Raw genomic sequence first — 24,171 nt, 5'->3', positions numbered from 1 at the left:
GCAATAATAGTCTTTTTTTCAAATATTTATGGTGTATTCGTGACCAATAATAAGCTAAACATGAGGCAATATCCCCACTTATTATACCTCACTGATAAGGTGCCAAAACTATGCATGGTGAATATAAAGTCCACGGCGGCAAAATGGTTGTCATCGATTTGGAAGTTCGGGACAACAGGTTGCATGAAGTACAGGTTGCTGGTGATTTTTTCCTTGAACCTGCAGAGGCACTGGATGACATTCGTGATGCGCTGAACGGATTAACCGTTACCGCATCCGCTGAAGAAATTGCTGAAGCGGTACGAAAGGGTTTGCGTGAAGATGCAATGATGATCGGCTTTAGCCCTGAAGCCGTTGCGATTGCAGTTCGTCGCGCACTTGGTGTTACCAAAACATGGCGCGATTTTGAATGGCAAATCATCGACATTCCGGCTTTGTCACCCGCTATGCATGTAGCGTTGGACGAAGTGCTTGCACGTGAAGTGGCAGCGGGCCGCCGCGCCCCTCTTTTACGTTTTTGGGAGTGGGAGCGCCCTTCGATCATTATTGGCGCATTTCAATCCTTACGCAATGAAGTGGACATGGAAGCCACAAAAGAATTGGGCGTCGAAACCGTGCGCCGTGTAACTGGTGGTGGCGCAATGTTTGTGGAGCCGGGCAACACCATCACCTATTCGCTTTATGCGCCGGGTGATCTGGTGCGCGATATGAGCTTTGCCGACTCTTACGCTTTCCTTGATGACTGGGTGTTAAAAGCACTGAATTCACTTGGTGTTGATGCCTTCTATAAACCACTCAATGATATTTCGAGCTCCAAGGGCAAAATTGGCGGCGCAGCACAAAAGCGTTATGCCGGCGGCACGGTTCTGCATCATGCAACAATGGCCTATGATATGGATGCCGATAAGATGGTAAAGGTTTTACGCATCGGCCGTGAAAAACTTTCCGACAAAGGCACCACAAGCGCGGTCAAACGCGTTGATCCGGTGCGCAGCCAAACAGGCTTACCTCGTCGTGCAGTGATTGATCGGATGATTGAAACATTTGTTGCCATGAATGGCGGCGTCAAAGGCACCATTACACCGGAAGAATTTGCCGAAGCTGAAATACTGGCAGAAGAAAAATTCTCCACAAAAGAATGGCTGCACCACATTCCTTAAAATGCTGCAATTAAAAAAGGAGGGCATATTAATCCATGCCCTCCTGTTGCAACCATGTTTATATCAGCGTAACTGCCCACTCATTTTGGTTGCCATAATCGGAATAATCGTCAGGATCAAAACGCCGAAAATCTGGATCCATGTCGACCAGTACCAGCTCAATTCCGGCATGGTTTGAAAGTTTTGGCCATACCAGTTGACGAGTGCTGTACCGGGCAAGAACACCGTCCACAAAATCGTAAATATCTTGATGACGTTCAAATCACTCGTCGCTACAACTTGCGCGGTTTGACGAGCGTGAAAGCGTTGCCTGTCGACAACAAACTGCACGCGGCGCAACGAAGATTCACCATCAGCAATCAGATCATCCATATTCTGGCGACTGATTTCATCGCTATATTTTGCTTCACGACGTAAAATGCGTGCGCATTGCACTAATTGCCCAAATGCGTGTGCCACATGTGAAAGTGCCTGTGCGATGGTGGTCAGTTTATCATCAAGTTCAGGTAGATCGCTCACGCCATGCGAATTCACCTGATCTAGGCTTAATTGCATATGGCGTACCGACAAACGGATATCGTCAAAATGCGTTTCCACCTCATCAAGAATTTGCGTGGCAGCATCATAAGCGGCTTGAATGGCCACGTAAAAAACGGCCGTTTGCTCTTGCTTATTGAGATTTTGACGGCGCAAACGATCACCCAGATCATTTAAAAACGGTAAGCCATCACCGGTCTCCACCGTGATCAGGTTTTTACCGTCATTGGCAATGATGAGATCGGCCAATTCAATTTTGCCTGAGCGCCAATAGGCCACTTTTAAAATTGCGGGCATGAATAATGGCTGATTGGCATGCGGGCGCAGATCAATGCCGGTCAAACGCTCAGCTTGTGCCAAATCATTGGCATTGGACACAAATATACGTGTCCATGCCCCGTTGGTGATAAGTTTTGCGGTCATCTCAGCCAGCCCTTCTTTTTGATATAGAGCATCGGCACCAGTGCAAAGAAGGCCGTAGCGGCCATAACTGTCCATTCACCCCATGCGAAACCAAGCTCCGGCATATAGGCGAAATTCTGCCCGTAATAAGCGGCAATCAAAGTTGGCGGCGTGAAAACAGCCGTAACAATCGTAAAGATTTTGATGATCTGGTTTTGCTTCAAATCCAGTGTTGTCATCAAAGATTGCTGAACATTGCGCACTTTGGCGTGCTGGAATTGTGCATGACGACGGCTGCCCTGAATATCCGACAAAATGATTGATGTGTCGGTATAATCAGCTTTCATGGTGCGGCGCACCCAGCGTACCGCACGCGCCAGCATCAACTGACCTTCAACTGTATGGGCAATCAGCTCTTCCGCTTCCCCCAAGCCGATCGCCGTATCGGCAATATCTGCAACGCCGACCTGTCGCCCCTGAAGATCAAAGCCGCCACTGGTTGCCAAAGCTTCCTGTGCCAGATTATCCAGCGCCAGCGAAATATGATTAACCGTTTCATGGGTTGTATCAATCAGGGTTTCAATCAGCATCAACACCATATCTTTGCTGCTGATTTCTTCTGATGACAATTTCACCCGCGCTTCCACATCATCAATTGGTGCAATGCCGCTTTCCGGCTCCAATGTGATCAATACATCAGAGCTCAGCGCCATCAAAAAACGCACCGAGCGAAAATGCTCCCCTATCAATACCGGCATTTCAACCGGTAATAAAACAAAACTGTTTTCTTCGACAGCATGGGTGACTTCCTGTTCAAGATCGACACCATAAATCTGCTGCACTTCGGAAAGCGCTTTCCTGTTATGGGATTTTAGACGGATCCAACCTTTTTGCGGTTTTTTCTTATCAGATTGACTGACCGTTGGATTTACAAAATAATTCATATCAATTGCTCACGCTTTTGATGCAATTGCGCATAAATGCGCCTCAGCTATTTCTTTATTTTTGTTTCGTGCCTGCTTCAACCAAGCGCAAAATGACCATAGAGATGAAGACCCGCAAAGGTTGCGATAATAGCGCTATAAAGTACCACAACTGCCCAGATAATTTCGCGCTCGATGCGGGCAGTTCGTGGACGCGCAGCATTGATCTGACGGATTGCCTGTTCGCGTTCATTGACGCCTTCGGCAATAATGCCGTTCATGGTCAGTTTGGAACTCCATGTCAGACCGCGATTGTCCGCAGCGCCCGAATGTTTACCCAAGGAGTGTTGGTTTGGTGTATGCGTGTAAGCCATTTGAAGCCTCTTTAATTTTTGAATTTTGGGAAATTTTTCTGTCAGAGATGCGTGAAAATCAACGCAGCCAGCCACGATGTTTAATGTAAAACAGCGGCATCAGCGCAAACAGGAATGTCAGGATCATCACCAGTGGTTCGCCATATTGCCATTCCAAGATCGGCATATATTCAAAGTTCATGCTGTAATAAGTCGTCACCATCATAGATGGCAGAAATACAGCCGTAACCACGGAGAACACTTTAACAATCTGGTTTTGCTTCACATTGAGCGCCATATTGTTAATCTGCTGCAAAAAACGCACACGATCATGAACAAATTCAACATGTTCTTCGATGGCTTCAATATCTTGAATGAGCGTATCATAAAACACGCGAACGTCGCTACGCTCGGTTGAGATGCGTGCACGCATATGGCGCACAGCACCCACTAACACCATCTGGCTTTCCATGCAGTGAGAAAGCAATTCTTCCATATCGCCCAAATCCAATTGGGTTGAAGCGATATCAGTCACACCAAAGTCACGGCTTTTAACTTCCAGACTTTTCAAAATGGCGTTGGTTTCAATCATCACCTGTTCGGTCATGTCGTTAAGTTGGCCGATGATGTAGTCAGTACGATCGGCAATGGCTTGAAAAATATCGACAACAATCTCAAATGGATCTTCGCTATCGCGTCCGTCACTGTTCATGCGCTGCAAGGCAAGCTCCATCGCAGCAGGTACTTGTTGCGGCTCCAATGACACAACTACATCATCGCTGATCGCAAATATCACCCGCACGGCATTAAATGCCGATGCCGATGTGCTGTCACTTGCTGATGTATCAATGAATGTAATCGGCAAATAGCTGAATTTATTCTGCGCAGTCGCGGATTTATTCCCAGCATGACGAAAATCAGCACCTGTTTTCTTTAAGATGAAATCAAGTGTTTCTTTCTTGTCGCTGCTCACACGCAGCCAACGACCATTGTGAATAGACTTAACACCTTCGAAAAGAACGGCGCTACTCGCTGTCTGTGTTTTCATCGGTTTCTTCCTTGAAGTTAATATGAAAAGACAAGAACCTCTTTCAGGCGCAAACAAATGCTGCACCCGTGATTAACTTGCACGTTGATTGATTATTTATTCAGCGCCCTGATCGGCCTCTTCGTCAGAAGATTCATTGCTGTCCGTGTCTTTATAAAAGCTGGAATGGCTGCCCGATGTGGATGAACTGCGTGTTTCGAGATCGTAATTCCACCAATGCAAACCGGCTGTTACAGCAAACATCACGCCACTGAGCAAAAGCACCGTCACCAGTGATAAGCGCTCATAGCGCGACCAGCCTCTTGAGGTCTTCCGGCCAGCCTGCCCTTTGCCGGTACGCAATTTGATCGACCATGCCGGTTGCAGTGTTTGTGATGACGTGCCTGAGTAATGTGTTTTGTTTACCCTGCTCGCAGGATCAGTAAAAGCCATGATAAGCCTACCTTTTTCAAGTACAGGTAGATGAATGATTAAAACAAAATAAAACTGAATTTCCATTCAATCTTATCTTTTTTAAAACAATCATCAATTTTTCTGTCGGCTTATTGACATTTTACACTGTAAATTAAAAACTGTATTAAGTTCATCAAAGCTATACCTTGGTATATTTTTCAAAATTACTTATAATTCAGCTTCAATATACCAAAGTATATCGACCATATACGATATATATCAATGCATATTCATCACTATGCTGGATTTATCAATCCGTTCTTGCTAATGCCGCTTTATCAATTGTCACATCCAATGATGATGCTGACCAAAATATATGAAGATCAAACATCTTCACATTCAAACCACTAGCTTAAGGACAAACAATGCCTGGCGACCCTTCGAGTTGCAGTCAACAAGCCTTACAAAAACAAACTTAAGCCGGTCTGCCTGTCTCCCACAGCCTACCGGCTGAGGAGACTATCATGAACAATCATTTCGCTATTTCCCATCACAACAATCGCACTTTATCCGTCAACCGTCCGCAGCCAGTGCGCGCAAACAGCCCAAAACTGCGCGATTATATCATTAGTTTTTGCGCTTATATTGCCATGCTCATCATGCTTGGCTTCGTTATTGCTGCTGAAACCAATGCTTTCAGCCTATGAGCCATAGGCACTTTATTTTCAATCATGATATAACAGAGCGGCACGGGCATTGATGCACAAGGCCGCTCCAAGGCAGGCATTTCATGACCTATCTGGCACCCGCAGATAATCTGCTTCATGCAGCTCTATGCCTTGCAGGCGCGTTTCTGCTTGGCGGCATCATCGGAATCGAACGCCAATGGCGTCAACGTATGGCAGGCTTACGCACCAACACATTAGTGGCTGTGGGTGCTGCAAGTTTTGTACTTTTTGCATCCCTTGTTCCCAATGATGCAAGCCCGACACGCGTGGCAGCGCAAGTGGTTTCCGGTATCGGCTTTTTAGGTGCCGGTATTATCTTTAAAGAAGGCATGAATGTGCGCGGCCTCAACACCGCTGCAACGCTGTGGTGCTCGGCAGCAGTTGGCGTCATGTGTGGCGCCGGCTTCTTCTTTCATGCCATGATCGCCAGCTTTTTCATCATTGCGGTCAATGCTTTGCTGCGACCGATTGTCAATTTGCTAGAACCACAAGACCACATTGCCGCAGAAAACGGTTATAATTACGGTATAAGCATTGTATGCCATGGTGATTATGAAGCCCATGTGCGGGCCTTATTGCTGCGTGATCTTGGTGACGAGCTGCATATTCACCGGCTGGAAAGCAAAAATATTGAAGATTCCAACCGTGTTGAGGTTAGTTCCGTCATTCATTCCGCCAAAAAGAATGAACGTAAATTAGAACATATTATCGGTCGATTAAGCCTTGAGCCTATGATTACCTCCGTTCGCTGGTATATTACCGATCCAAAATGGATGAATGCTTCAGACTAAAATCTTCTATTTCCTATGCAAATTTATGTCAGGCCATTTCAATGAAAGACTTTTTACAAAGCCGCTTACGCGTCAGCCAAGCTTCATTGACGGTGTTGATTTTGATTACAGTTATGCTTGGCATTTTTGTCTTCGACACTGTCACCGATTACGCTATAGCAGCGGCCAGCTTTCATATTTGCATCATATTGATTGCGGTACGTCTGTTGTCGCGCCGCACCGTGATCTGGTTTGCATGGGCTTGTGTTTTTTTGACGATTATCAGCTTCTATCTCACCAGATCCGGTGATTTTGAAGTGGGTTTAATCAATACAGTCATCAGTATTATCGCCATTATCATCACCACTTATTTAGGCCTGCTGGTTGTTTCTGCGCAAGCTACAGCCCATAAAACGCGCGAGCATTTGCTGCGTCTTGCACGTGTGACAACACTTGGCCAGCTGACAGCTTCCATTGCCCATGAGATCAATCAGCCGCTTGCAGCCATTGCCACCAGTGCCAATGCCTGCAATCGCTGGCTTTCATTTGATCCTCCCAATGTCGAAAAAGCCCAAGCTGCCGTCGAGCGCATTGCCGATGAAGCCCATCGCGCCAGCGAAGTGCTACAACGGATGCGCTCACTGGCACGCGGCGAAGAAACCAAGAAAACAATCTTTGATTTAAACCAATCAATTGTAGAAATTGTCAGCCTTTCGCAACGCGAAATCGATAATCTCAAAATTGAAACAGAATTGTCGCTGCCGCAAAATCTTAGCTTAGCCTATGCGGATAAAATCCAAATTCAGCAAGTATTGGGCAATCTCATTCTCAATGCGCTGGAAGCGATTGCACAGCACAATCCCGAACAAAAACTGCTGGAAATTATGGTAGCGCAAGAAAATCAGCGTTTTTTATCCGTGACCATCAAAGATAATGGCACCGGCTTGTCACAAGACGCACAAGAGCAACTTTTTGATGCATTTTACACGACAAAAGCAGGCGGCTTCGGCCTTGGCCTCACCATTTGCCGCTCTATCATTGAGGCCAATGGCGGCCAGATCAATGTTTCTTCAACGTCTGGCCACGGTACTGAAATGAAATTCACTCTACCCGCCGTCAAAGGATAAGATCATGAGCGAACATGGCACAAAACCAATCGTCTTTGTCATTGATGATGATGCATCAATTCGTATTGCTATAGAGGACCTGCTGGCATCCATCGGGCTGGAAGCAGTCACCTTTGCATCTGCTTCGGAATTTCTGGAATATAATCGTGAAAAAACACGCCCGTCCTGCCTGATATTGGATGTACGGATGCCTGGACAAAGCGGCACCGATTTTTATCGCTATACGCGTGAAAACGGCATCAATATTCCAGTTATTTTCATTACCGGCCATGGCGATATCAGCATGGGGGTCAAAGCGATCAAAGACGGTGCGCTCGAATTTTTAACCAAACCCTTTAAAGATCACGAATTGATTGAAGTCGTGCAACGCGGCATTGAATTGGAAACCACTAAGCTTGCCACAGAAGAGGCGCAAGCACAGCTTATCAACAAAGCGAAAACTCTCTCCCAAGGCGAGAGCGATGTTTTCAAGCTAGTGGTGGCAGGTCTTCTCAACAAGCAAGTTGCCGGCGAACTCAATATCAGTGAGATCACAGTTAAAGTGCGCCGTGCAAAACTGATGCACAAAATGGAAGCCAATTCACTCGTTGATCTGGTACGGATGTATGACGCGCTGCATCAAGAAAAGTAATCACTTCTCCCATTTCGGACGGAACATTTCATAGACCTTATCAGTGGTGGTAAAATCCATATAACCAAGGCGCGAAACTGGTTGTGACTTGGTAATATCGATAAGGCCATCAACCAAAATCGCCTCATCAATATGAACGCCGACAACCTCGCCGATCACCATATAGGATTCTACCAAAGCACCATCCTTGCCGGACAAGCGTTTAACTTCCACAGCCACACACTCCAGTGCGGCATAGGCTTCAGCAACACGTGGTGCTTTGATCATTTCACAAGACGCAGGTGTTAAACCTGCATACTCAAATTCACTGACACCACGTGGTGAGTTTACCGATGTCGCATTCATTTCTTTTGCCAGATGCGCCCCGACCATATTGGCGGTAAACTCACCTGTTTCCTCCACAAAAGCAACACTGTCTTTGTAGCCGGAGGAGCAAAACATCAACAGTGGCGGGTTGTCACAAATGACGTTAAAAAATGAATATGGCGCAAGATTGAGAGCGCCCTCTTTGGAGCGTGTACCAATCCAGCCGATAGGCCGTGGCGTAACAATAGCTTTGAGTGGATTATGCGGAAGCTGGTGTCCGTTTTTTGGTTGATAAAACACTTTAAAATCTCCGCAAGTCTCAAGCCTTCAAAGGCGTTTTGAATTTTCACGGAGTTTTAACCTGATGATCGCAGCATAAGCAATAAGCTTTAAATACATAACATGTGGCGCGTTGATTTCGCGCCACATGCAGATCAAAAAAATCAGAATTTTGCAGTCAAACTTGCACGGAAGGTACGCCCCGGCGACGGCATCAAACCAAGTGTCAGAGCATCCATGTAATATACGTCTGTGAGGTTATCCACGTTGAAATCAAGGGTTGTGTCATCATTGATTTTATAGCTCGCGAATAAATCAACCAATGTATAGGGTTTCCATGCAATCGTGGTTGTCTGACTGCCATTAGTTATATTGAGCAGCTCTGTTGGCCGTTTGCCTGTGTAACTAATACGGGTACCGACATCCAAACTTTCTTCAAACATACGCGCTCCCAATGTAATGGAACCGCTTATCTTTGGCTGGACATGTAATTGCGAATAACCGGCAGGATTACCATCAGAGAAACAATTTTGTCCTTTAAACTCTTCATCCATACAAAATTGTGTATCCGTGTAATAAATGCCTGACGCCTCCGTATAAAACGCCCCCATATTGTAACGACCAGATAATTCAAAACCTTTGAATTTTGCTTGTTTAAGGTTACGCATAGACGTTCCGCCACGTTGATCTGCACGGATTCCACGCGTCAAATAATCATCAATAGTATTGTTGAAATAGACTGCCTTAAGACGCAATTCATCACCGGTATCAAAGACACTATCCATGCTGAGATTGGTACCAAACTCCCAATTTTTTGCATGCTCGGGCTTAATGGCTATAGACGGTAGTGCGCTTACTGAAAAACCTGTCGTAGATTCAAATAAGCTTGGCGCACGGATTGCTTCGGCATAACGCACATAAAACTGCAAACCATCTAAAGGCTCTACAGTGACCGCTACAATTGGGGTGAAACCCGAACTACGTTCCTCTTTATTTTGCCAAGGAGCCGTATCATAATTTTCATCTGGCTTCGGATCCTGGATTGGTTTGCGATCATAAGAATGGGTCTTAGTATAGCGTAAACCTGCATCTAATTTAAGCCAATCCAATGGCTTCCACTCACCGCTGATATAGCCACTACTCTCTTTGCGCCAGCCATCTCGTGCCGCTTCAATAGTGAGGCCGGCATCCAGAACTTTATCAACATCGCTTGGTGGAGCGAGTGTTTCATAAGTATAGGAGCCGCCATAACTGAGTGTTAAATCACCCATGCTGTATCGAATTTGCTTTCATTGGAAAGGTCAAAACCGGTGCGTTTTGCAATATCCCAATAGCCTGTAGGCATCTCCACGGCACCAAATTTATAAGGAGTCATAATGTGGGTGTCTGTTTTCGTGTGCCAGAGATTAGCCGTCAGATTGAAAAACTCGTTATCTTCAGGATTCCAATTATAGCGTGCCGTATAGGTATCTACACTTACATGGCTTAATGGCGCCTGCTCTGCGCCATCAAAACGAATAATCATTGACGGCATCAACTCGCCAAAATCACTTTTATATTTCATAAAACCGAGATTAAGCGAATGACCATCACCAAGCATAAGTTTGCTTTTAAGCATATAAGAAGTGTTATCCTGTGATGTATTCAGCACTTCCTCACCTGTTCTGTAACGGTTTAAACCACCAATACTGATATCTGTCCATTCATTGTAATAATCCGGTTCTCCGGGTGCACCCAGCCATGAATCTCTCGTCGTCGTGGTAATGAGTTTGTCAGGAATGTCACCATGTTTTCCAGCATGATAGTTACCGGTTTTACGTCTGGTATATCCCGCGACAAGCTCCAGATTTTCCCAACGACTGGCAAAGGCCACACTACCGGAACCTGAAGTCGGCTTTAAAAAGCCCGGTCGATCCATCCCCTGCGGCGCACCAAGTTTAGAAATATCGATATTTAAATCTTCCTCCGGAATGGTCTGTGGTGTACATGCCCAGCTACAACCCGTCAGATAAGATTTGGAATATTGATCCAAGCCACCACGCGTACCTTCTGGCGGCGGCGTAGAAGTATTGCCGATCATACTACCACGCACTCGGAAGCCGTAATTCTGACCATCCTTTATAATATCGTCGGCATTCAACGTACGCATGACCGCAACACCACCTGTTGCACCGACACCATAAACGCCAGAAGATGGCCCTTTGACAATTTCCACTCCGCCGATCATATCCGGATCAATATAGTTTCTCGAAGCAACGCCTGAATAACCGCGGTAAACCGTATTTTGCTGCTGGGCACCATCAACAATAACCGGAACACGGCCAAAGCCTTGCATACCGCGAATATTAACATCAATCGCGCCACTGTTGCGGTTGTCGCCGGTCATTACACCTGCTTCGCCTTTGAGAAAATCTCCCGCCGACATACCGCGGAAACGTTCAATCTCTTTTTGTGGAATATAGGTTGTGGAAGCAGCATTCGTGTAAGTCGCATCAAATAGTTTGTTCGCATCATTGGTGACTGTAATAGTATCAAGTATGATCGAACCGTCAGCACTTAGCGACGGCATGGTTGCTTCATTCACATGCGTGACAGATACGGTTGTTCCATTGATAAATGAAAACCGCAGACCTGAACCTTGTAAAATATGTGTCAGAGCTGCCTCTGAACTCATTTTGCCATTGACGCCCGCACTGGTTTTACCTGCAGTCATGGAGGCTAAAAAGCTAACCTGCAAACCAGCTTGCCGCCCAAAAACTGTTAAAGCTAGATGTAAAGAGCCGGCAGGAACCGAAAAGCTGACTTGTGACTGCGCTTGTGCCAAGACGGCAGGTGCATATGCCATATTAAAACCCAAAGCTGTCGACATCATCAATGTCGCAGCGAGCGCCTTGCTCATGTTCATTTCAAAAATCGTTTTGCGCGATTTAGGTCTCATAATCTGCACTGCTCCGTCTGTATTTTTCAAAGTTCGGAGCAGCCATTCCTGCATGGGTAAATGCAACTCCTGTTACTAATACAATCGGGCAACAGATATTTTCACTCAATTACTCAAGTTTTTTTTCATAAAGGTGAAATAATTGTCAGCGTACTGGTGAGCTGGTAAACTTTTCCACCAGCAGGATTAACGACCGCCTCAAGTGCAACAAGCGGATTGCTCAAATCAAAAATGCCGCTGATGCGCTTTCTGCCAATAGACGGATCAGCAATCACAATGCGTCCGTTATGCCACCGGCCAATACGGGCAACCAGTGATGACAATTGCTCTTGTTCGGCAATCAGATAATTATCCCGCCAACTGGCAATCTGGTTAGCACTGCGTTCACTGCGTTCAACTGTCTGCCTTGCCGGATCAAATACAAGCCATTGCCCTTGCTGTAATCTTTCGCCCATGCTTAATTCACCGCTGGCGCGCGCTTCAACAAGACCATGATCGACACCCACAGTGATAATTCCGGCATCATTCGATACTTCAAAAGCAGTGCCCAGCGCTGTAATCTGAGTATTATCGGAATAAACCGTGAAGCTGCGCTGAGTATCGCGCGTCACTTCAAAATAGGCCATACCTGCCAATAATTTGACTACTCGTTGCGATTGTACGTATTCAACCGCAATAGCGCTATCAGGGCCTAAGGTTACCTGACTTTGATCTTCAAGCCTGATATGACGGATTTCTCCTTTGGCTGTGATATAATCAGCGCGCTGCCTCATCAAGATAGAAGGACCCGCAGTATAGAGAAATGTCCCGCCTCCCAAGAATAATAATCCGGCCAATAAAACATTGCGGCGAGACATAACTGTATAGCGTTCAGCACGTCTTTGGTAATTGAGAACCTGCCCACTCGCACCATAAAGTTTTTCAATACGGCGCCATGTCTGCTCATGCAGCGCACTTCGACCACACCAAGCATTGATCATTTCCGCAGTCACTGGATTTTCCGGATCATTTTGCAAACGAATAATCAGATCCACTGCTTCATCAAGCAAAATATCCTGATGTTGTTTGCTCTCGTCCAATTTCATATTTCCTGATGACCCAAAGCTGCAATAAATAACTTTCGCCTATATATATTACAATCGAACAGCTCATATTTTCCAAAAATAAAAATAATTAAAAATCATCCACATGCTTGAGCAGATGTTTATAGGCATCGCGGATCAGAGCCCATGCTCGCGTTGTTGAAATATCCAGTTCCTGCGCAACTTCCGCAAGCGTTCGCTCACCAAGGCGGTGCATCTCGAAAGCCTGTCTTGTACGCTCAGGAAGCTCATTCAACGCCTGATAAGTTTGCTGCAGGCATTGTCTGGAATAAACGATCATTTCCGGAGAAGGTGCAGGATCAGGAACATTTTGACCTGTTTTATCTTCGATATCGATCGTTTCAATTAATGCTTCACGCTTTTGATGATTAATACCAAGATTGCGTGCAATTTTAAACAAATAAGCTTTAGGATTATGATTGCCGCTCGCCTCATGAGGGGGGCGCAACAAAACACGCACAAATGTATCTTGTGTGATATCTGCCGCATTCTCTTCAGTCAAACCACGGCGCTTGAGCGAACCGGTAATTTCGCGCGAATGACGGCGAAATAACATTTGTATGTCCCAGCTCATAAGCTCTCAAACCTTGCTAGAAGATGAAAATCAAAGATGGCCATGTCTAATTCGCGATATAATAAGTACACAATTTGCCTCGATATGCACGAGTCGGACAGCTTTGATGTTGCCTTACATCCTCTACGCTTTATATAACATGATTAAAATTATCAAGTTATAATGAACCCTGATCACGCATAACGTTCGGCCTCAAATTCAAATTTTTAAGGTGTTACTTTTTATATACAGACGATTTACAAATTTTGACGGGCTACTTGCCATTTAAAATAAACATGAGTAATTAAGTCTAGTTAATTCATTATGGCCTCCCATTTCACCCTCAGGATTTCAATGCCCTCCATGAATGTTGTTTTTGAACGGATTTATGTCAGGGAACGACTCCGTCTGAAAAGGCTGGCATCCAGCATTCTGGGAAATGCGCAGGATGCCGATGATATCCTGCACGAAACCTACGTAAAATTATCGAAGCGATCATTGACAGAAAATGATGGCGGCCTTGTTGTACATACAGTCACCACATTGGCTTTGGATCATATCCGCAGTAGAAAAACACGCCCTGACAGGCTCAATTATGGTGATACCTATCAGGTACAAAATGATACGACAGATTACATTCAGCCGGAGAGAATTGTAGAAGCACGCCACGAGCTTTCTGATCTGTTGAATGCGATCAATGCTTTACCTAAACGTCGCGGACAGATTTTTCTTCTGGCAAGAGTTGACGGAATGACCTATCAGCAAATTGCACGCCATTTAAAAATTTCGTTGAGCACGGTTGAAAAAGAAATGGCAGCGGCCATTTCATCTTGTCATAAATGGCAGCAAATGCGGGAGGAGAAATGATTTTGATACGTCATCATCATTTCAAAGGTTTATATTTGGCGGGTGGAAAAAACTGTATTCTATGCTGAAAGAGAAACGCTCTGAAAAGCTGACTGAGACAGTCATTGAAGAAGCTGCGGATTGGTTTGTGCGCATGAACAACCAGCCAGTAAGCAATGCTGTCCAGCGCTCTTTCAACGCGTGGTGCGAGCAAAGTGCACAGCACAAACTTGCTTATCAGCGAACTGCCGATCTGTGGGGCGAGTTAAAAGCGCCAGCTCTTGAGGCCGCAAAAACCGGCTGGCACAGACGTTATGCAACACGCAACTCTTCATTTGGAAAATTTATTAAATGGAGCACGGTTGCAGCCAGTCTGGTAGCAGCAATAAGTTGTGGAGCTCTTTGGCGCGATGCCGGTTTGTTCCAGCGCCATATTTCAGATTATGCTGCTGCACCCGGACAACAATTAGAAATTACCCTTCGTGACGGTTCCCGTGTCTACCTTGATGGTGACAGTGCACTGAATGAATATTTTACTGATCAAGAACGTAAAGTTGAACTCGTACGTGGACGCGCATGGTTTGATGTTGTGCGCAATGAAAACCGCCCTTTTAAAGTTGCAGGAGGCTTGGCAAATATTCAGGTTCTCGGCACAGCCTTTGCAGTCGAACTTGAACAGGATTTAACAAAAGTAACAGTTGAGCGCGGTCTTGTTGCCGTTTATGGCCATGATGCATCGCACGGCATCAATCTGCCTGCAGGTAATAGTGCAGCCGTCTCAAAAGATAAAATTGAGCAGGTTGACGGTGATGATGCAGAAGCGCGCCTTGCATGGCGACGCGGCCTGATCATGATGAACCAAACACCATTAAAATCTGTTTTGCATGAATTATCCAGATATTCGTCAGGACGAATTGTGCTGAATGATCCGGATTTGGAAAATCTTCCAGTATCAGGTGTCTTTCAGGCCAATAATCCCGATGCAGTATTTGATGCACTGCGCAATACGCTCAATCTCAGCGTGGTGCACGTGCCTGGCCTGCTGACAATTATCTCTCGATAAAATTATTTTTACGGGTTTTTCTTGCCGCAAACGTTCTTTCATTAAGGGACCGACATCCTTGCATTTGAACAGGAAACGTCAAGAATGAAGACTATCAGAACCGCGTTCACCGCCAGTGGTGTTTCGCTTATTGCGCTTATGACTGCCTGTCCGGTGGTCGCAATGGCACAAGCCACTCCGACTGCGCAGGATCAAGCCAGTTATAATTTTAATATACCTGCAAAACCTTTGCTGACAGCCTTGGCAGATTTTACTGCCACAACCGGTATTCAGGTTGTGCGTCGCAATGGCAGTGCCATTTCGGGTCAGTCCGCGCCTGTCATCGGTCGTCAATCACCAGAAGCAGCGCTTAAAAGGGTTCTGGGAAATTCCAATCTTCGTTATCGCTTTGTCGATGCCAAAACAATCAGCATTTACGCACCGGAAGAAGCCAATGCTGAAGCTGCCGGTATCAATCCGGCAGATGGTTCTGTTTTGTTGAACACCATCACCGTCAGCAAACCTTCCGGAGCTGCCGCCGTTTACTCAGCTCCACGTTCAACCGTTCATTTATCTGCCGAACAGATGGCACGTTACGGTAATGTTTCACCTTCCGACATGCTGAAAGGCTTGCCGGGCGTACAGGTTGGCGACAGCCGTAACGGTGGCGGCCTTGATGTGAACATTCGCGGTATTCAGGGGCAAAGCCGTGTAGCTGTGACTGTTGACGGTTCCCAGCAGTCGCTCAACGTTTATCGCGGTTATGGCGGTACGCAGCAGCGCAGTTATATTGATCCTGATCTGATCAGCGATGTCACCATCAATAAAGGCCCTGACTTAAGCCCTGCCGCGGCTGGTGCCATTGGTGGCGCCGTGAATATGACCACAATCGGCGTTCAGGATATCCTCAAGGATGGCAAAAACTTTGGCGTGCGCGTCAAAGGCGAAATCTGGGATAACGGTGTCAAACAACCTCATCGCCCTGATTATATGAAAAACGGTAGCGAGCTGGAAGCAAATGTTCGCAGCGATCGTCCGAATATCTTTAATTCAGCAGCCAAATCAGGCAGCATTGCCGCTGCTTATAGCAGCGAATATTTTGATATCGTTGCCGCCTATGCCAAACGCAAACAAGGTAACTATTTTGCAGGTAAACATGGCCGTGAAAAATACCGTGAATTTGATAAATACGGCTATGAGCAAAACAGCGTCGCCAAATCTTATAAAGCCGGCGAAGAAGTTCTCAACTCTTCCGCCGAAACAGACTCTGTCCTCTTAAAAGCGACCATCAAACCAACAGATGAACAATCGCTGGAACTTACCTATCGTTATTATGATGGTCGTTTCGGTGAAGTCATGCCATCCGATATTTTCCGTTTCGGTACTGCAGGTCTTTATCAGTACCCGACTGGCAGCGTTGTTATCAACTCCGGTACGGCACGCTATCATTACGATCCGGCAGAAAATGATCTGCTCGATTTCAAAGCAAATTTCTGGGTTACAGATTCCAGAACAGACCAAATCAACTCCACCAATGGCCCGACATCACAGCAGGTTTATAACAGCCCTGACCGCACATGGGTGCGCATGGATGACGTTCGCGTGGGCGGTGATGTCTCCAACCGTTCAGAATTCAAAACTTCAGCCGGTGCATTTGCTTTTGATTTCGGCGGTTCATTCCAATATGAAGATATCCGTCCTCAGAAGGATGTCTTAATTACAGAACATGATATCAATATGAACCGCCACTTACGTGATGGGCGTCGTTCTGAAATCAGCCTCAGCGGTAAAATTGAATATGAACCGCAGGAAAACTTACAGTTCTGGGCAGGTGGTCGCTATGGCCGCTACAGCTCCCATGACCGTAATACGCCTTCAATCGCCAAGCGTGAAAACCTCTATGGTAAATGGATCGCTCTTTCCCGCGGTCCGGGCACATGGGACAGCATGTTCTGGCGCGCTGATGAAAATGGTGAATTCACTGATGCCACTGATCCGCGTCTGAATAACGGTATTGCCGCTTCAAACACCAACAATCCGTTTGATGGTACACCATTTGATGAATATGGCACACCAACATATATGAGTGTGGGCAATGCTGGTTATTCCAGTGTCGTGACCGGTTTCGAGCGCGGTGAGAAACTCTCCGATAAAAGCAGCAGTTTCACGCCAGCCTTTGGTTTGAACTACGAAATCATGCCGCAGACACTGATCTATGCAAGCTATACGCAAGGCTATCGTTTGCCATCTTTGTTTGAAACCACACTCGGCACATTGCAGGTTGATCCGGCGAAAGGACTACGTCCGGAACGTTCGCGCGCCATTGAAATCGGTGCGAGCACGACCCAAAACAATCTCTTCATGACTGGTGATACGGCGTCATTCAAACTTGCGTATTTTGATAATAACATCAAAAATTACATCACGCGTTACTATGATCCTGAGTCCAATGGCGGCATGACTTTCAGCAATGCTGATAGTTACAAAGCCAATGGTCTCGAGTTCCAGTCGAGCTATGATAATGGCCGGATTTTTGCAGATCTTTCTGCCACTTATTACTTCAAAACAGAAACCTGCGACGCTAATTTTGCCGCCCGCTTGCGTGCAACCGCCGATCAATATCAGAAAACCGAAAACACACCAAATTGCACACCAGGCAGCTTTATGGGTTCCTTTACGAATACCCAGAACCCGCCTAAATATTCGGTCAATCTGACACTTGGCAGTCGTTTCCTTGAAGAAACCCTCACAGTTGGCGGTCGTATGACCTATACAGCTGGTCCGGTTGAAACCATCGACAAGCCATGGCAGACAGGTGCAACAACGCCGCAGATCCACTATAAGCCGGTTACATTATTTGATGCTTTTTTGACCTATAAATTGCGTGAAGATACTGTTCTGAATGCATCGGTTCAAAATATTGGCAACCGTTATTATCTGGATCCTCTGGCGCAGAGCTATATGCCTGCACCGGGCCGCACCTTCCGTGCCGGTCTGACAATGAAATTCTAAAATAAACAAAGGTCGTCTGGTTACGATTCAACCGGAAGACCAAAATTTAGATATAAAAAATGTGCGGTCTGAGTTTCAGACCGCACATTTTTTTTCAAACACTATTATGATCAAATATTTGCATATTCAACAAACCGCGGATCGAAGGTCTGCGAGAATTTCAGATCACTATCGGCCAAATCCGGATCAAGTTTTTTCAACATGTCATACATGCTTGCGAAACCATCCTCTGCCACAAAACCTTTTTCAGAATACATGGCGCGTGATTTCTCAAAGCCTGTCTTATAAAGCTCGCGATCGCCGAACAAATATTCTTCCGGCACGGCATCGGCCACTTCATCAGGCGTTGCATTATGAATCCAGTTCAGCGCTTTGACAAAAGCATTGACGACACGTTGTGTTGTCACCGGATTGGTATCAATAAAACTCTGCTGCATATAAACGATAGCTGCCGGATTTGTACCGTCGAACAAAGCACGGGTGCCTTCTTCTGTACGGGTGTCGAGCAGAATTTTAATGTCACCGTCAACTTCCAGTTTGGTAATCACCGGATCCAAATGTACCAATGCAGCGATGTCGCCTTTTTTAATAGCAGCAACGGCACTGGCGCCACCGCCAACACCAATAATCGATGCATCATCAGCCGCCAGACCATTTTTGATCAGCGCATATTGCAAAAATAACGAGGTAGACGAACCAGGTGCGGTCACACCAACATTGCGTCCTTTCAGATCAGCAATGGTTTTAATCTCGTCGGCCAAATCACTACGCACCGCAATACAAATGCCCGGCAAACGACCTAGCTCGCAAATCGCCTTAATATCCTGCCCGCGGTGCTGCATACGCAATGTATGCTCATAAGCACCGGTTACCATATCAACCGATCCGCCAATCAAGGCCTGCAATGATTTGGCACCACCGCCAAAATCATTCACAGTGACGTTAAGTTCCTGCTCTTCAAAGAAGCCCAACCGCTCGGCAATTGTCAGCGGCAGATAATAGAACAAAGGCTTGCCGCCTACACCCAGCATCAGGTCGGTTTTTTCAGGCTTTGCATCAGGATCTTGCGCAAAAGCCGGTAGCTGTGCAGCAATATTCATCAGCCCAAAAGCAGCTGCGCCAAGCATTAAATCGCGACGTGTTATATGCATGATTATATTCCTTGAATGATAATTTAAGCACCATTTGGCCCGACAGTCTTGGGACGCCAGACAAGCAAGCGCTCTTCTGCAATGGAAACGACCCAATCAATCAACAAGACAAAAGCCGTCAAAACGATCATGCCGGCAAAAACACCGGTGACGTCAAACACGCCTTCAGCCTGATGGATGAGATAGCCAAGACCTGCGGAAGAGCCCAGATATTCGCCAACAACTGCACCAACAACTGCAAAACCAACGGCAGTGTGCAAACTTGAAAACATCCACGACAAAGCAGATGGCAGATAGACATTACGCAACAACTGACGCTCATTCATGCCAAGCATACGGGCATTGGCAAGCACGGTCTGGTTAACTTCCTTGACGCCTTGATAAACGTTGAAGAACACAATGAAAAAGACCAGCGAAACACCAAGCGCAACCTTGGACCAAATTCCCAAGCCTAACCAGAGCATGAAAATTGGTGCCAGCACCACACGGGGCAATGAATTGGCAGCCTTCACATATGGATCAAAAACCGCCGCCAGCATCGGCTTGCGGGCAAACCAGAAGCCGATCAAAATACCACCAACGGAACCAATGACAAAAGCAAGCATCGCTTCCACCAGCGTAATGCCGAGATGATACCAGATCGTGCCTTCAGCAAACCATTTATAAATGCGCACCGCCACTTGTGTCGGTGTTGCAAAGAAAAACTTGGCGTTGGACGGATTGCCGAACAAATGCGTTTCGGTGAACAAATACCAGACAAGGATCACAAACACAGCCACGCTAAGCTGCGCTAAAAATAAGAGAGGCTTGTTCATTTGCGCACTCCGCTTGTCTGCTGATAGCCTTTAAGTACTTCTTCTTTCAGCGCACCCCAAATTTCACGATGGATTTCATGAAATTGGTCATTGAGGCGAATTTCAGAAATTTCGCGCGGACGTTCCAGCGGAATTTGATATTCAGCCAGAATATGAGCGCGCGGCCCCGCAGACATAATCACCACACGATCAGCCAATGCGATTGCTTCTTCCAGATCATGGGTCACGAACATCACAGCTTTGCGATCCTGCGACCAGAGGTCCAGCAAAAGATCGCCCATGATAACGCGGGTTTGTGCATCCAAAGGCCCGAAAGGTTCATCCATCAGCAAATATTTAGGATTGCGGATAAGCACCTGCGCCAAGCCAATACGCTTGCGCTGTCCACCCGACAACATATGCGGATAGCGGTCACCAAAATTAGCAAGGCCTACACGCGCCAGCCAAGCTTGTGCTTCTTCACGTGCTTGTCTTTTCGGTATACCGGCAATTTCCAAACCAATAGCAACATTTTCGAGCACGGTTTTCCACGGCATCAATGCATCTTGCTGGAACAAATAACCAGACTGACGATTTAAACCACTTAATTGCTTGCCGCTGATTTCCACAGTGCCGCTTGCCGGTATCAAAAGACCTGCCACGGCATTCAACAGAGTGGACTTACCACAACCTGTTGGCCCGACGATGGCAACAAATTCATTGTCAGCAACTTTTAGATTGCTTTCAGCCACTGCATCATACCGGCCGCCATTGGCCAGATTGAATGAAATTGCTACATTTTTAAGCTCAATAACTGTTTTTGGGGCATTGTCCGGCTGAACAACATTGGTCGTGGCATTCATTGTCTTTCCCCTTTACAGACAAGACAAAGCACCATGCGAGAATGGTTCATAAATTTCAGTCCTCCGGAGAGATGCTCGGACGGCAGAGCCAGGAATTTTAAAAATCCGCCCAATTTTGCTCGCTAAATTAGTGCACTCTTATAATGCTCTAAGCCGATTACGCAATCAAAAAGCATCCCAAAACGCAAGATTTATCCACAAAAGATCACTTCACGTAATATTATTGCGCGAAGTGATTTTCATGGTTCAAAGCACTCTATACTGGTGAACAACAACCAACCCCAAAACCTTAACTTCAATGGCCAATGCTATGAATAATCACTGATAGATATGATGATAGATTTCCCGTAAAATATTCTTTTGCACTTTACCCATTGTGTTACGCGGCAATTCTTCAACGAAAATAATTCGTTTGGGTAATTTATAACGGGCAAGCTTTTCGGTTAGCGATGCAATCATGTCATCTTCATTCAGATGAGCATCTTTTTGCGGCACAACAATAGCCGTAACACCTTCGCCAAAATCCTGATGAGGCACGCCAATAACTGCACTTTCCACCACACCATCAATCAGGTCGATTTCGCCCTCCACCTCTTTCGGGTAAATATTATATCCGCCGGAAATCACCAGATCTTTACCGCGCCCGACAATATGCACATAGCCTTTGTCATCAATCAGACCCAGATCGCCAGTGATGAAAAAACCATTATCCCGCAGCTCTTCTTTCGTTTTTTCTGGCATGTTCCAATAACCCTTAAAAACATTAGGCCCACGCACTTCCAGCATCCCGGTTTGACCATTAGGCAAAGGTGCGCCCGTTTCCATATCCATAACTCTGATTTCCACGTCTGGCAGAGGAAAGCCCACCGTTCCAGCGATACGCTCACCATTATAAGGATTGGATGTATTCATGTTGGTTTCGGTCATACCATAGCGCTCAAGAATGGCATGACCGGTTTTTTCACGGAATTTTTCATGGGTTTCGGCTAATAGAGGTGCAGAGCCCGAAATAAACAACCGCATTGATACAGTGCTTGGACGGTTAACCCGTTCATCTTGCGCCAAACGTACATAAAATGTTGGCACACCCATAAGAACAGTGGCCTGCGACAGACGTACGATAATCGCGTCCGGATCAAATTTCGGTAGCAAGAACATCGAAGCACCCGACACCAGCACACAGTTGGTTGCCACAAAAAGTCCATGGGTATGGAAAATCGGCAAAGCATGGATGAGCCTATCAGCCGAGGTAAATTGCCAATAGTCACGCAAAGTCAGTGCATTTGACAACAGGTTATTATGGCTGAGCATGGCGCCTTTTGAACGTCCTGTTGTGCCCGATGTATAAAGAATTGCAGCCAGATCATCGGCGTTACAGACAACATCAATAAACGCAGCGGAAGCTTTAAACGCTTTTTCCATCAAAGTGCCATCACCATGATCACCCAAGCTTTCCATCACTGCACCGCAATCAGCGATCAGCGATCAGCGCGGATAATTTCTCAGTATTTTCAGGGGCAACAACAATAAGTGCAGGTTTCGCATCGTTAAAGAAATATTCAAGCTCAGCGACGGTATATCCGGTGTTCAGCGGCAGATAAACCGCGCCACAACGCACACAAGCCAGATAAAGCATCAGGGCTTCAGCGCTTTTTTCCACCTGAACAGCAACACGATCGCCCTTTTTAACGCCTTCATCAACAAGTACATTGGCAAATCGGGCTGAAAGATCAAGCATATCGGCATAGGTCAAAATATGACCGTTTAGCGTCTCAATGAAAGTTGCCCCTGGATTTGACATAAAACCGCGAAAAGCATCGAACAGATGATTAGTCATTCATTCTTCCCCTATTATTTTTATGATTTTATTTGTTGTCTGACTTAGCTGCGAGCTTGATGATTTCAGGTGCAGCAATCACTTCGCCACGTTCGGCATAGGCCTCATGATTGCGCTCGATATCATCCAGCTTGTAGAGATAATTGACCATCAAACCATGTGATTGATGCAAAGCCCTTTTTGATAGATCTCCCATGAAATTAAGCCTCTCCAAACGCGCACCATTGCCAAGATGGAAACGAGCAACCGGATCAAGCACCCGCTCGCGTTTATCGCGCACATTGATAAAATAATGTGCCGCGATGCGATCGAACAAAGGTTCGATCTCTTTGATACATACGTCATCTTCATACCAGTCAGGTCTGGCGATTAGCGTTCGTAGATGATCAAGTTGCAACTTTCCATCTGAATCACCAGCCTGTTTTAACCAATGCGCTAAAGCCGGTACCGGCGAGAGTGTCACAAAAGTTTTGAGTTGCGGCAAATCCCGCCGCAGTTCCTCCACGACCTGTTTGATCAAAAAATTGCCGAACGAGATGCCACGCAAACCGTCCTGACAATTGGAGATGGAATAAAAAACCGCCGTATCGGCATCTTTAAGATTAAGAGGCTCGCGATCATCATCGAGCACATCGGCAATGTTATCCGGTGTCGAACGTGTGAGTGCTACCTCAACAAAAATCAGCGGATCATCCGTCAATTGCGGGTGGAAGAATGCAAAACAACGGCGATCGGCAGGTGCCAATCGACTGCGCAATTCATTCCAATTTCCAATCGCATGCACAGCTTCATATTGAATGATCTTTTCCAGAATATGCGCAGGCGTTGTCCAATCAATCGAACGCAATTGCAGGAAACCACGATTGAACCATGAAGTAAAAAGATGCGTAAAATCTGCATCAACCGCCTCCAATTCCGGTATTTTCTGTTGTAATTTAAGCAATTTCTCGCGCATTTGCACAAGCTTGGCAGTGCCTTTTGGCGCAGCATTCAAACGCCGGATCAGTTCTTGTCGTTTCGGCTCAGCGCAAAGATGTAACCTGGCCAGATTTTTGGGTGTTTTATCCGTTTGATAGCTAGTGATTGCCCGTTCAATCCGCTCATCATCTGCACCAAAGCGCTGCAACAGCATCTGCATAAAAGCAGTTTGTTCCTCGTCATTAAGATTTTGCCATTGGGTTAAAATATCATGGGCTAAAGCGAGGCCAGATGCTTCACCACGGCTCGACAATAAATGCTCGCACTGAGCCGCCAATTCATCGGTTGTTGCATGTTCTTTTGTGCTGCGGGGAGCGATTAAAATCAATCGCTGCCCTCTTTCAGCGATGGCATCAATCATATCGCGGAAGAAAGACAAACTACTCAAAGCTGCTCT

At 46.2% G+C, this 24,171-nt stretch carries 22 protein-coding genes and 1 pseudogene; 8 read left to right on the top strand and 15 right to left on the bottom strand.

Annotated features, from left to right (window positions below; genetic code table 11):
• Positions 1 to 110: 110 nt before the first annotated feature.
• Positions 111 to 1,160, top strand: a complete 1,050-nt coding sequence (locus tag ACI0FR_RS12780; RefSeq protein WP_374833132.1) for a lipoate--protein ligase family protein — start codon at positions 111 to 113, stop codon at positions 1,158 to 1,160.
• Positions 1,161 to 1,223: 63 nt separating this feature from the next.
• Here the strand turns inward: ACI0FR_RS12780 and ACI0FR_RS12775 are convergent, their stop codons facing one another.
• The 5 genes from ACI0FR_RS12775 to ACI0FR_RS12755 all read right to left on the bottom strand — a co-directional run bounded on the left by ACI0FR_RS12775 (position 1,224) and on the right by ACI0FR_RS12755 (position 4,855).
• Positions 1,224 to 2,120, bottom strand: coding sequence for a CorA family divalent cation transporter (locus tag ACI0FR_RS12775; RefSeq protein WP_374833130.1), 897 nt, complete (start codon positions 2,118 to 2,120; stop codon positions 1,224 to 1,226).
• Positions 2,117 to 3,043, bottom strand: coding sequence for a CorA family divalent cation transporter (locus ACI0FR_RS12770; RefSeq protein WP_404907957.1), 927 nt, complete (start codon positions 3,041 to 3,043; stop codon positions 2,117 to 2,119). The genes ACI0FR_RS12775 and ACI0FR_RS12770 overlap by 4 nt, the downstream gene beginning before the upstream one ends.
• Positions 3,044 to 3,120: 77 nt before the next feature.
• The gene (locus tag ACI0FR_RS12765; protein WP_404907960.1) at positions 3,121 to 3,396 is read right to left on the bottom strand and encodes a hypothetical protein; all 276 of its coding nucleotides are present in this window, start codon (positions 3,394 to 3,396) and stop codon (positions 3,121 to 3,123) included.
• Positions 3,397 to 3,454: 58 nt separating this feature from the next.
• Complete coding sequence (locus tag ACI0FR_RS12760) at positions 3,455 to 4,423, bottom strand: magnesium transporter CorA family protein (RefSeq protein WP_404907962.1); 969 nt, start codon at positions 4,421 to 4,423, stop codon at positions 3,455 to 3,457.
• Between the two features lie 96 nt (positions 4,424 to 4,519).
• Positions 4,520 to 4,855 (bottom strand): hypothetical protein, encoded by a 336-nt coding sequence (locus ACI0FR_RS12755; protein ID WP_404907965.1) that lies wholly within the window; start codon positions 4,853 to 4,855, stop codon positions 4,520 to 4,522.
• Between the two features lie 485 nt (positions 4,856 to 5,340).
• Here ACI0FR_RS12755 and ACI0FR_RS12750 point away from each other — a divergent pair, with 485 nt between their 5' ends.
• The 4 genes from ACI0FR_RS12750 (at position 5,341) to ACI0FR_RS12735 (ending at position 8,072) form a co-directional block, all read left to right on the top strand.
• Entirely contained in the window at positions 5,341 to 5,523 is a 183-nt protein-coding gene (locus tag ACI0FR_RS12750) for a hypothetical protein (protein WP_404907967.1), read from the top strand.
• Between the two features lie 83 nt (positions 5,524 to 5,606).
• Positions 5,607 to 6,335, top strand: a complete 729-nt coding sequence (locus tag ACI0FR_RS12745; RefSeq protein ID WP_404907970.1) for an MgtC/SapB family protein — start codon at positions 5,607 to 5,609, stop codon at positions 6,333 to 6,335.
• Between the two features lie 41 nt (positions 6,336 to 6,376).
• Positions 6,377 to 7,441 (top strand): sensor histidine kinase, encoded by a 1,065-nt coding sequence (locus ACI0FR_RS12740; protein WP_404907972.1) that lies wholly within the window; start codon positions 6,377 to 6,379, stop codon positions 7,439 to 7,441.
• A 4-nt stretch (positions 7,442 to 7,445) separates the two neighbouring features.
• A complete protein-coding gene (locus ACI0FR_RS12735) occupies positions 7,446 to 8,072 on the top strand; it encodes a response regulator transcription factor (protein ID WP_404907975.1) in 627 nt (208 codons plus the stop codon).
• On the opposite strand, the gene ACI0FR_RS12730 is transcribed toward ACI0FR_RS12735, so the two are convergent.
• The 5 genes from ACI0FR_RS12730 to ACI0FR_RS12710 all read right to left on the bottom strand — a co-directional run bounded on the left by ACI0FR_RS12730 (position 8,073) and on the right by ACI0FR_RS12710 (position 13,254).
• Entirely contained in the window at positions 8,073 to 8,678 is a 606-nt protein-coding gene (locus tag ACI0FR_RS12730) for a flavin reductase family protein (RefSeq protein WP_374833113.1), read from the bottom strand.
• Positions 8,679 to 8,821: 143 nt separating this feature from the next.
• Complete coding sequence (locus ACI0FR_RS12725; protein WP_404907977.1) at positions 8,822 to 9,928, bottom strand: TonB-dependent receptor domain-containing protein; 1,107 nt, start codon at positions 9,926 to 9,928, stop codon at positions 8,822 to 8,824.
• Positions 9,916 to 11,595 carry a TonB-dependent receptor gene (locus tag ACI0FR_RS12720; protein ID WP_404907980.1) on the bottom strand — a complete coding sequence of 560 codons (1,680 nt, stop codon included), beginning with the start codon at positions 11,593 to 11,595 and terminating at the stop codon, positions 9,916 to 9,918. Before ACI0FR_RS12720 ends, ACI0FR_RS12725 begins: the two co-directional genes overlap by 13 nt.
• Positions 11,596 to 11,720: 125 nt before the next feature.
• Entirely contained in the window at positions 11,721 to 12,680 is a 960-nt protein-coding gene (locus tag ACI0FR_RS12715) for a FecR family protein (protein ID WP_461667947.1), read from the bottom strand.
• Positions 12,681 to 12,768: 88 nt separating this feature from the next.
• Entirely contained in the window at positions 12,769 to 13,254 is a 486-nt protein-coding gene (locus ACI0FR_RS12710) for a sigma-70 family RNA polymerase sigma factor (protein ID WP_374833107.1), read from the bottom strand.
• Positions 13,255 to 13,614: 360 nt separating this feature from the next.
• Between ACI0FR_RS12710 and ACI0FR_RS12705 the strand changes: the two genes are divergently transcribed.
• The 3 genes from ACI0FR_RS12705 (at position 13,615) to ACI0FR_RS12695 (ending at position 18,151) form a co-directional block, all read left to right on the top strand.
• Positions 13,615 to 14,118 carry an RNA polymerase sigma factor gene (locus ACI0FR_RS12705; RefSeq protein ID WP_404907987.1) on the top strand — a complete coding sequence of 168 codons (504 nt, stop codon included), beginning with the start codon at positions 13,615 to 13,617 and terminating at the stop codon, positions 14,116 to 14,118.
• 61 nt (positions 14,119 to 14,179) lie between these two features.
• A complete protein-coding gene (locus ACI0FR_RS12700) occupies positions 14,180 to 15,160 on the top strand; it encodes a FecR family protein (protein ID WP_404907989.1) in 981 nt (326 codons plus the stop codon).
• Positions 15,161 to 15,244: 84 nt separating this feature from the next.
• On the top strand, positions 15,245 to 18,151 hold the full coding sequence (locus ACI0FR_RS12695; protein WP_404907991.1) for a TonB-dependent receptor: 2,907 nt from the start codon (positions 15,245 to 15,247) through the stop codon (positions 18,149 to 18,151).
• 110 nt (positions 18,152 to 18,261) lie between these two features.
• Here the strand turns inward: ACI0FR_RS12695 and ACI0FR_RS12690 are convergent, their stop codons facing one another.
• The 5 genes and pseudogenes from ACI0FR_RS12690 to ACI0FR_RS12670 all read right to left on the bottom strand — a co-directional run bounded on the left by ACI0FR_RS12690 (position 18,262) and on the right by ACI0FR_RS12670 (position 24,162).
• Positions 18,262 to 19,302 carry an ABC transporter substrate-binding protein gene (locus tag ACI0FR_RS12690; protein ID WP_404907994.1) on the bottom strand — a complete coding sequence of 347 codons (1,041 nt, stop codon included), beginning with the start codon at positions 19,300 to 19,302 and terminating at the stop codon, positions 18,262 to 18,264.
• A 23-nt stretch (positions 19,303 to 19,325) separates the two neighbouring features.
• On the bottom strand, positions 19,326 to 20,117 hold the full coding sequence (locus ACI0FR_RS12685; RefSeq protein ID WP_374833097.1) for an ABC transporter permease: 792 nt from the start codon (positions 20,115 to 20,117) through the stop codon (positions 19,326 to 19,328).
• Positions 20,114 to 20,959, bottom strand: coding sequence for an ABC transporter ATP-binding protein (locus ACI0FR_RS12680; protein WP_374833095.1), 846 nt, complete (start codon positions 20,957 to 20,959; stop codon positions 20,114 to 20,116). The genes ACI0FR_RS12685 and ACI0FR_RS12680 overlap by 4 nt, the downstream gene beginning before the upstream one ends.
• Positions 20,960 to 21,277: 318 nt before the next feature.
• Positions 21,278 to 22,796, bottom strand: a pseudogene (locus tag ACI0FR_RS12675) (malonate--CoA ligase).
• Positions 22,797 to 22,824: 28 nt separating this feature from the next.
• On the bottom strand, positions 22,825 to 24,162 hold the full coding sequence (locus tag ACI0FR_RS12670) for a malonyl-CoA decarboxylase (protein WP_404907999.1): 1,338 nt from the start codon (positions 24,160 to 24,162) through the stop codon (positions 22,825 to 22,827).
• Between the last annotated feature and the right edge of the window lie 9 nt (positions 24,163 to 24,171).

Source organism: Paenochrobactrum sp. BZR 201-1, from assembly GCF_044987585.2.
In the GTDB taxonomy this organism is placed as follows: Bacteria; Pseudomonadota; Alphaproteobacteria; order Rhizobiales; family Rhizobiaceae; genus Paenochrobactrum; species Paenochrobactrum pullorum.
The sequence above is the reverse complement of the archived record's forward strand: the minus strand, read 5'-3'. Positions and strand labels throughout refer to the sequence as shown.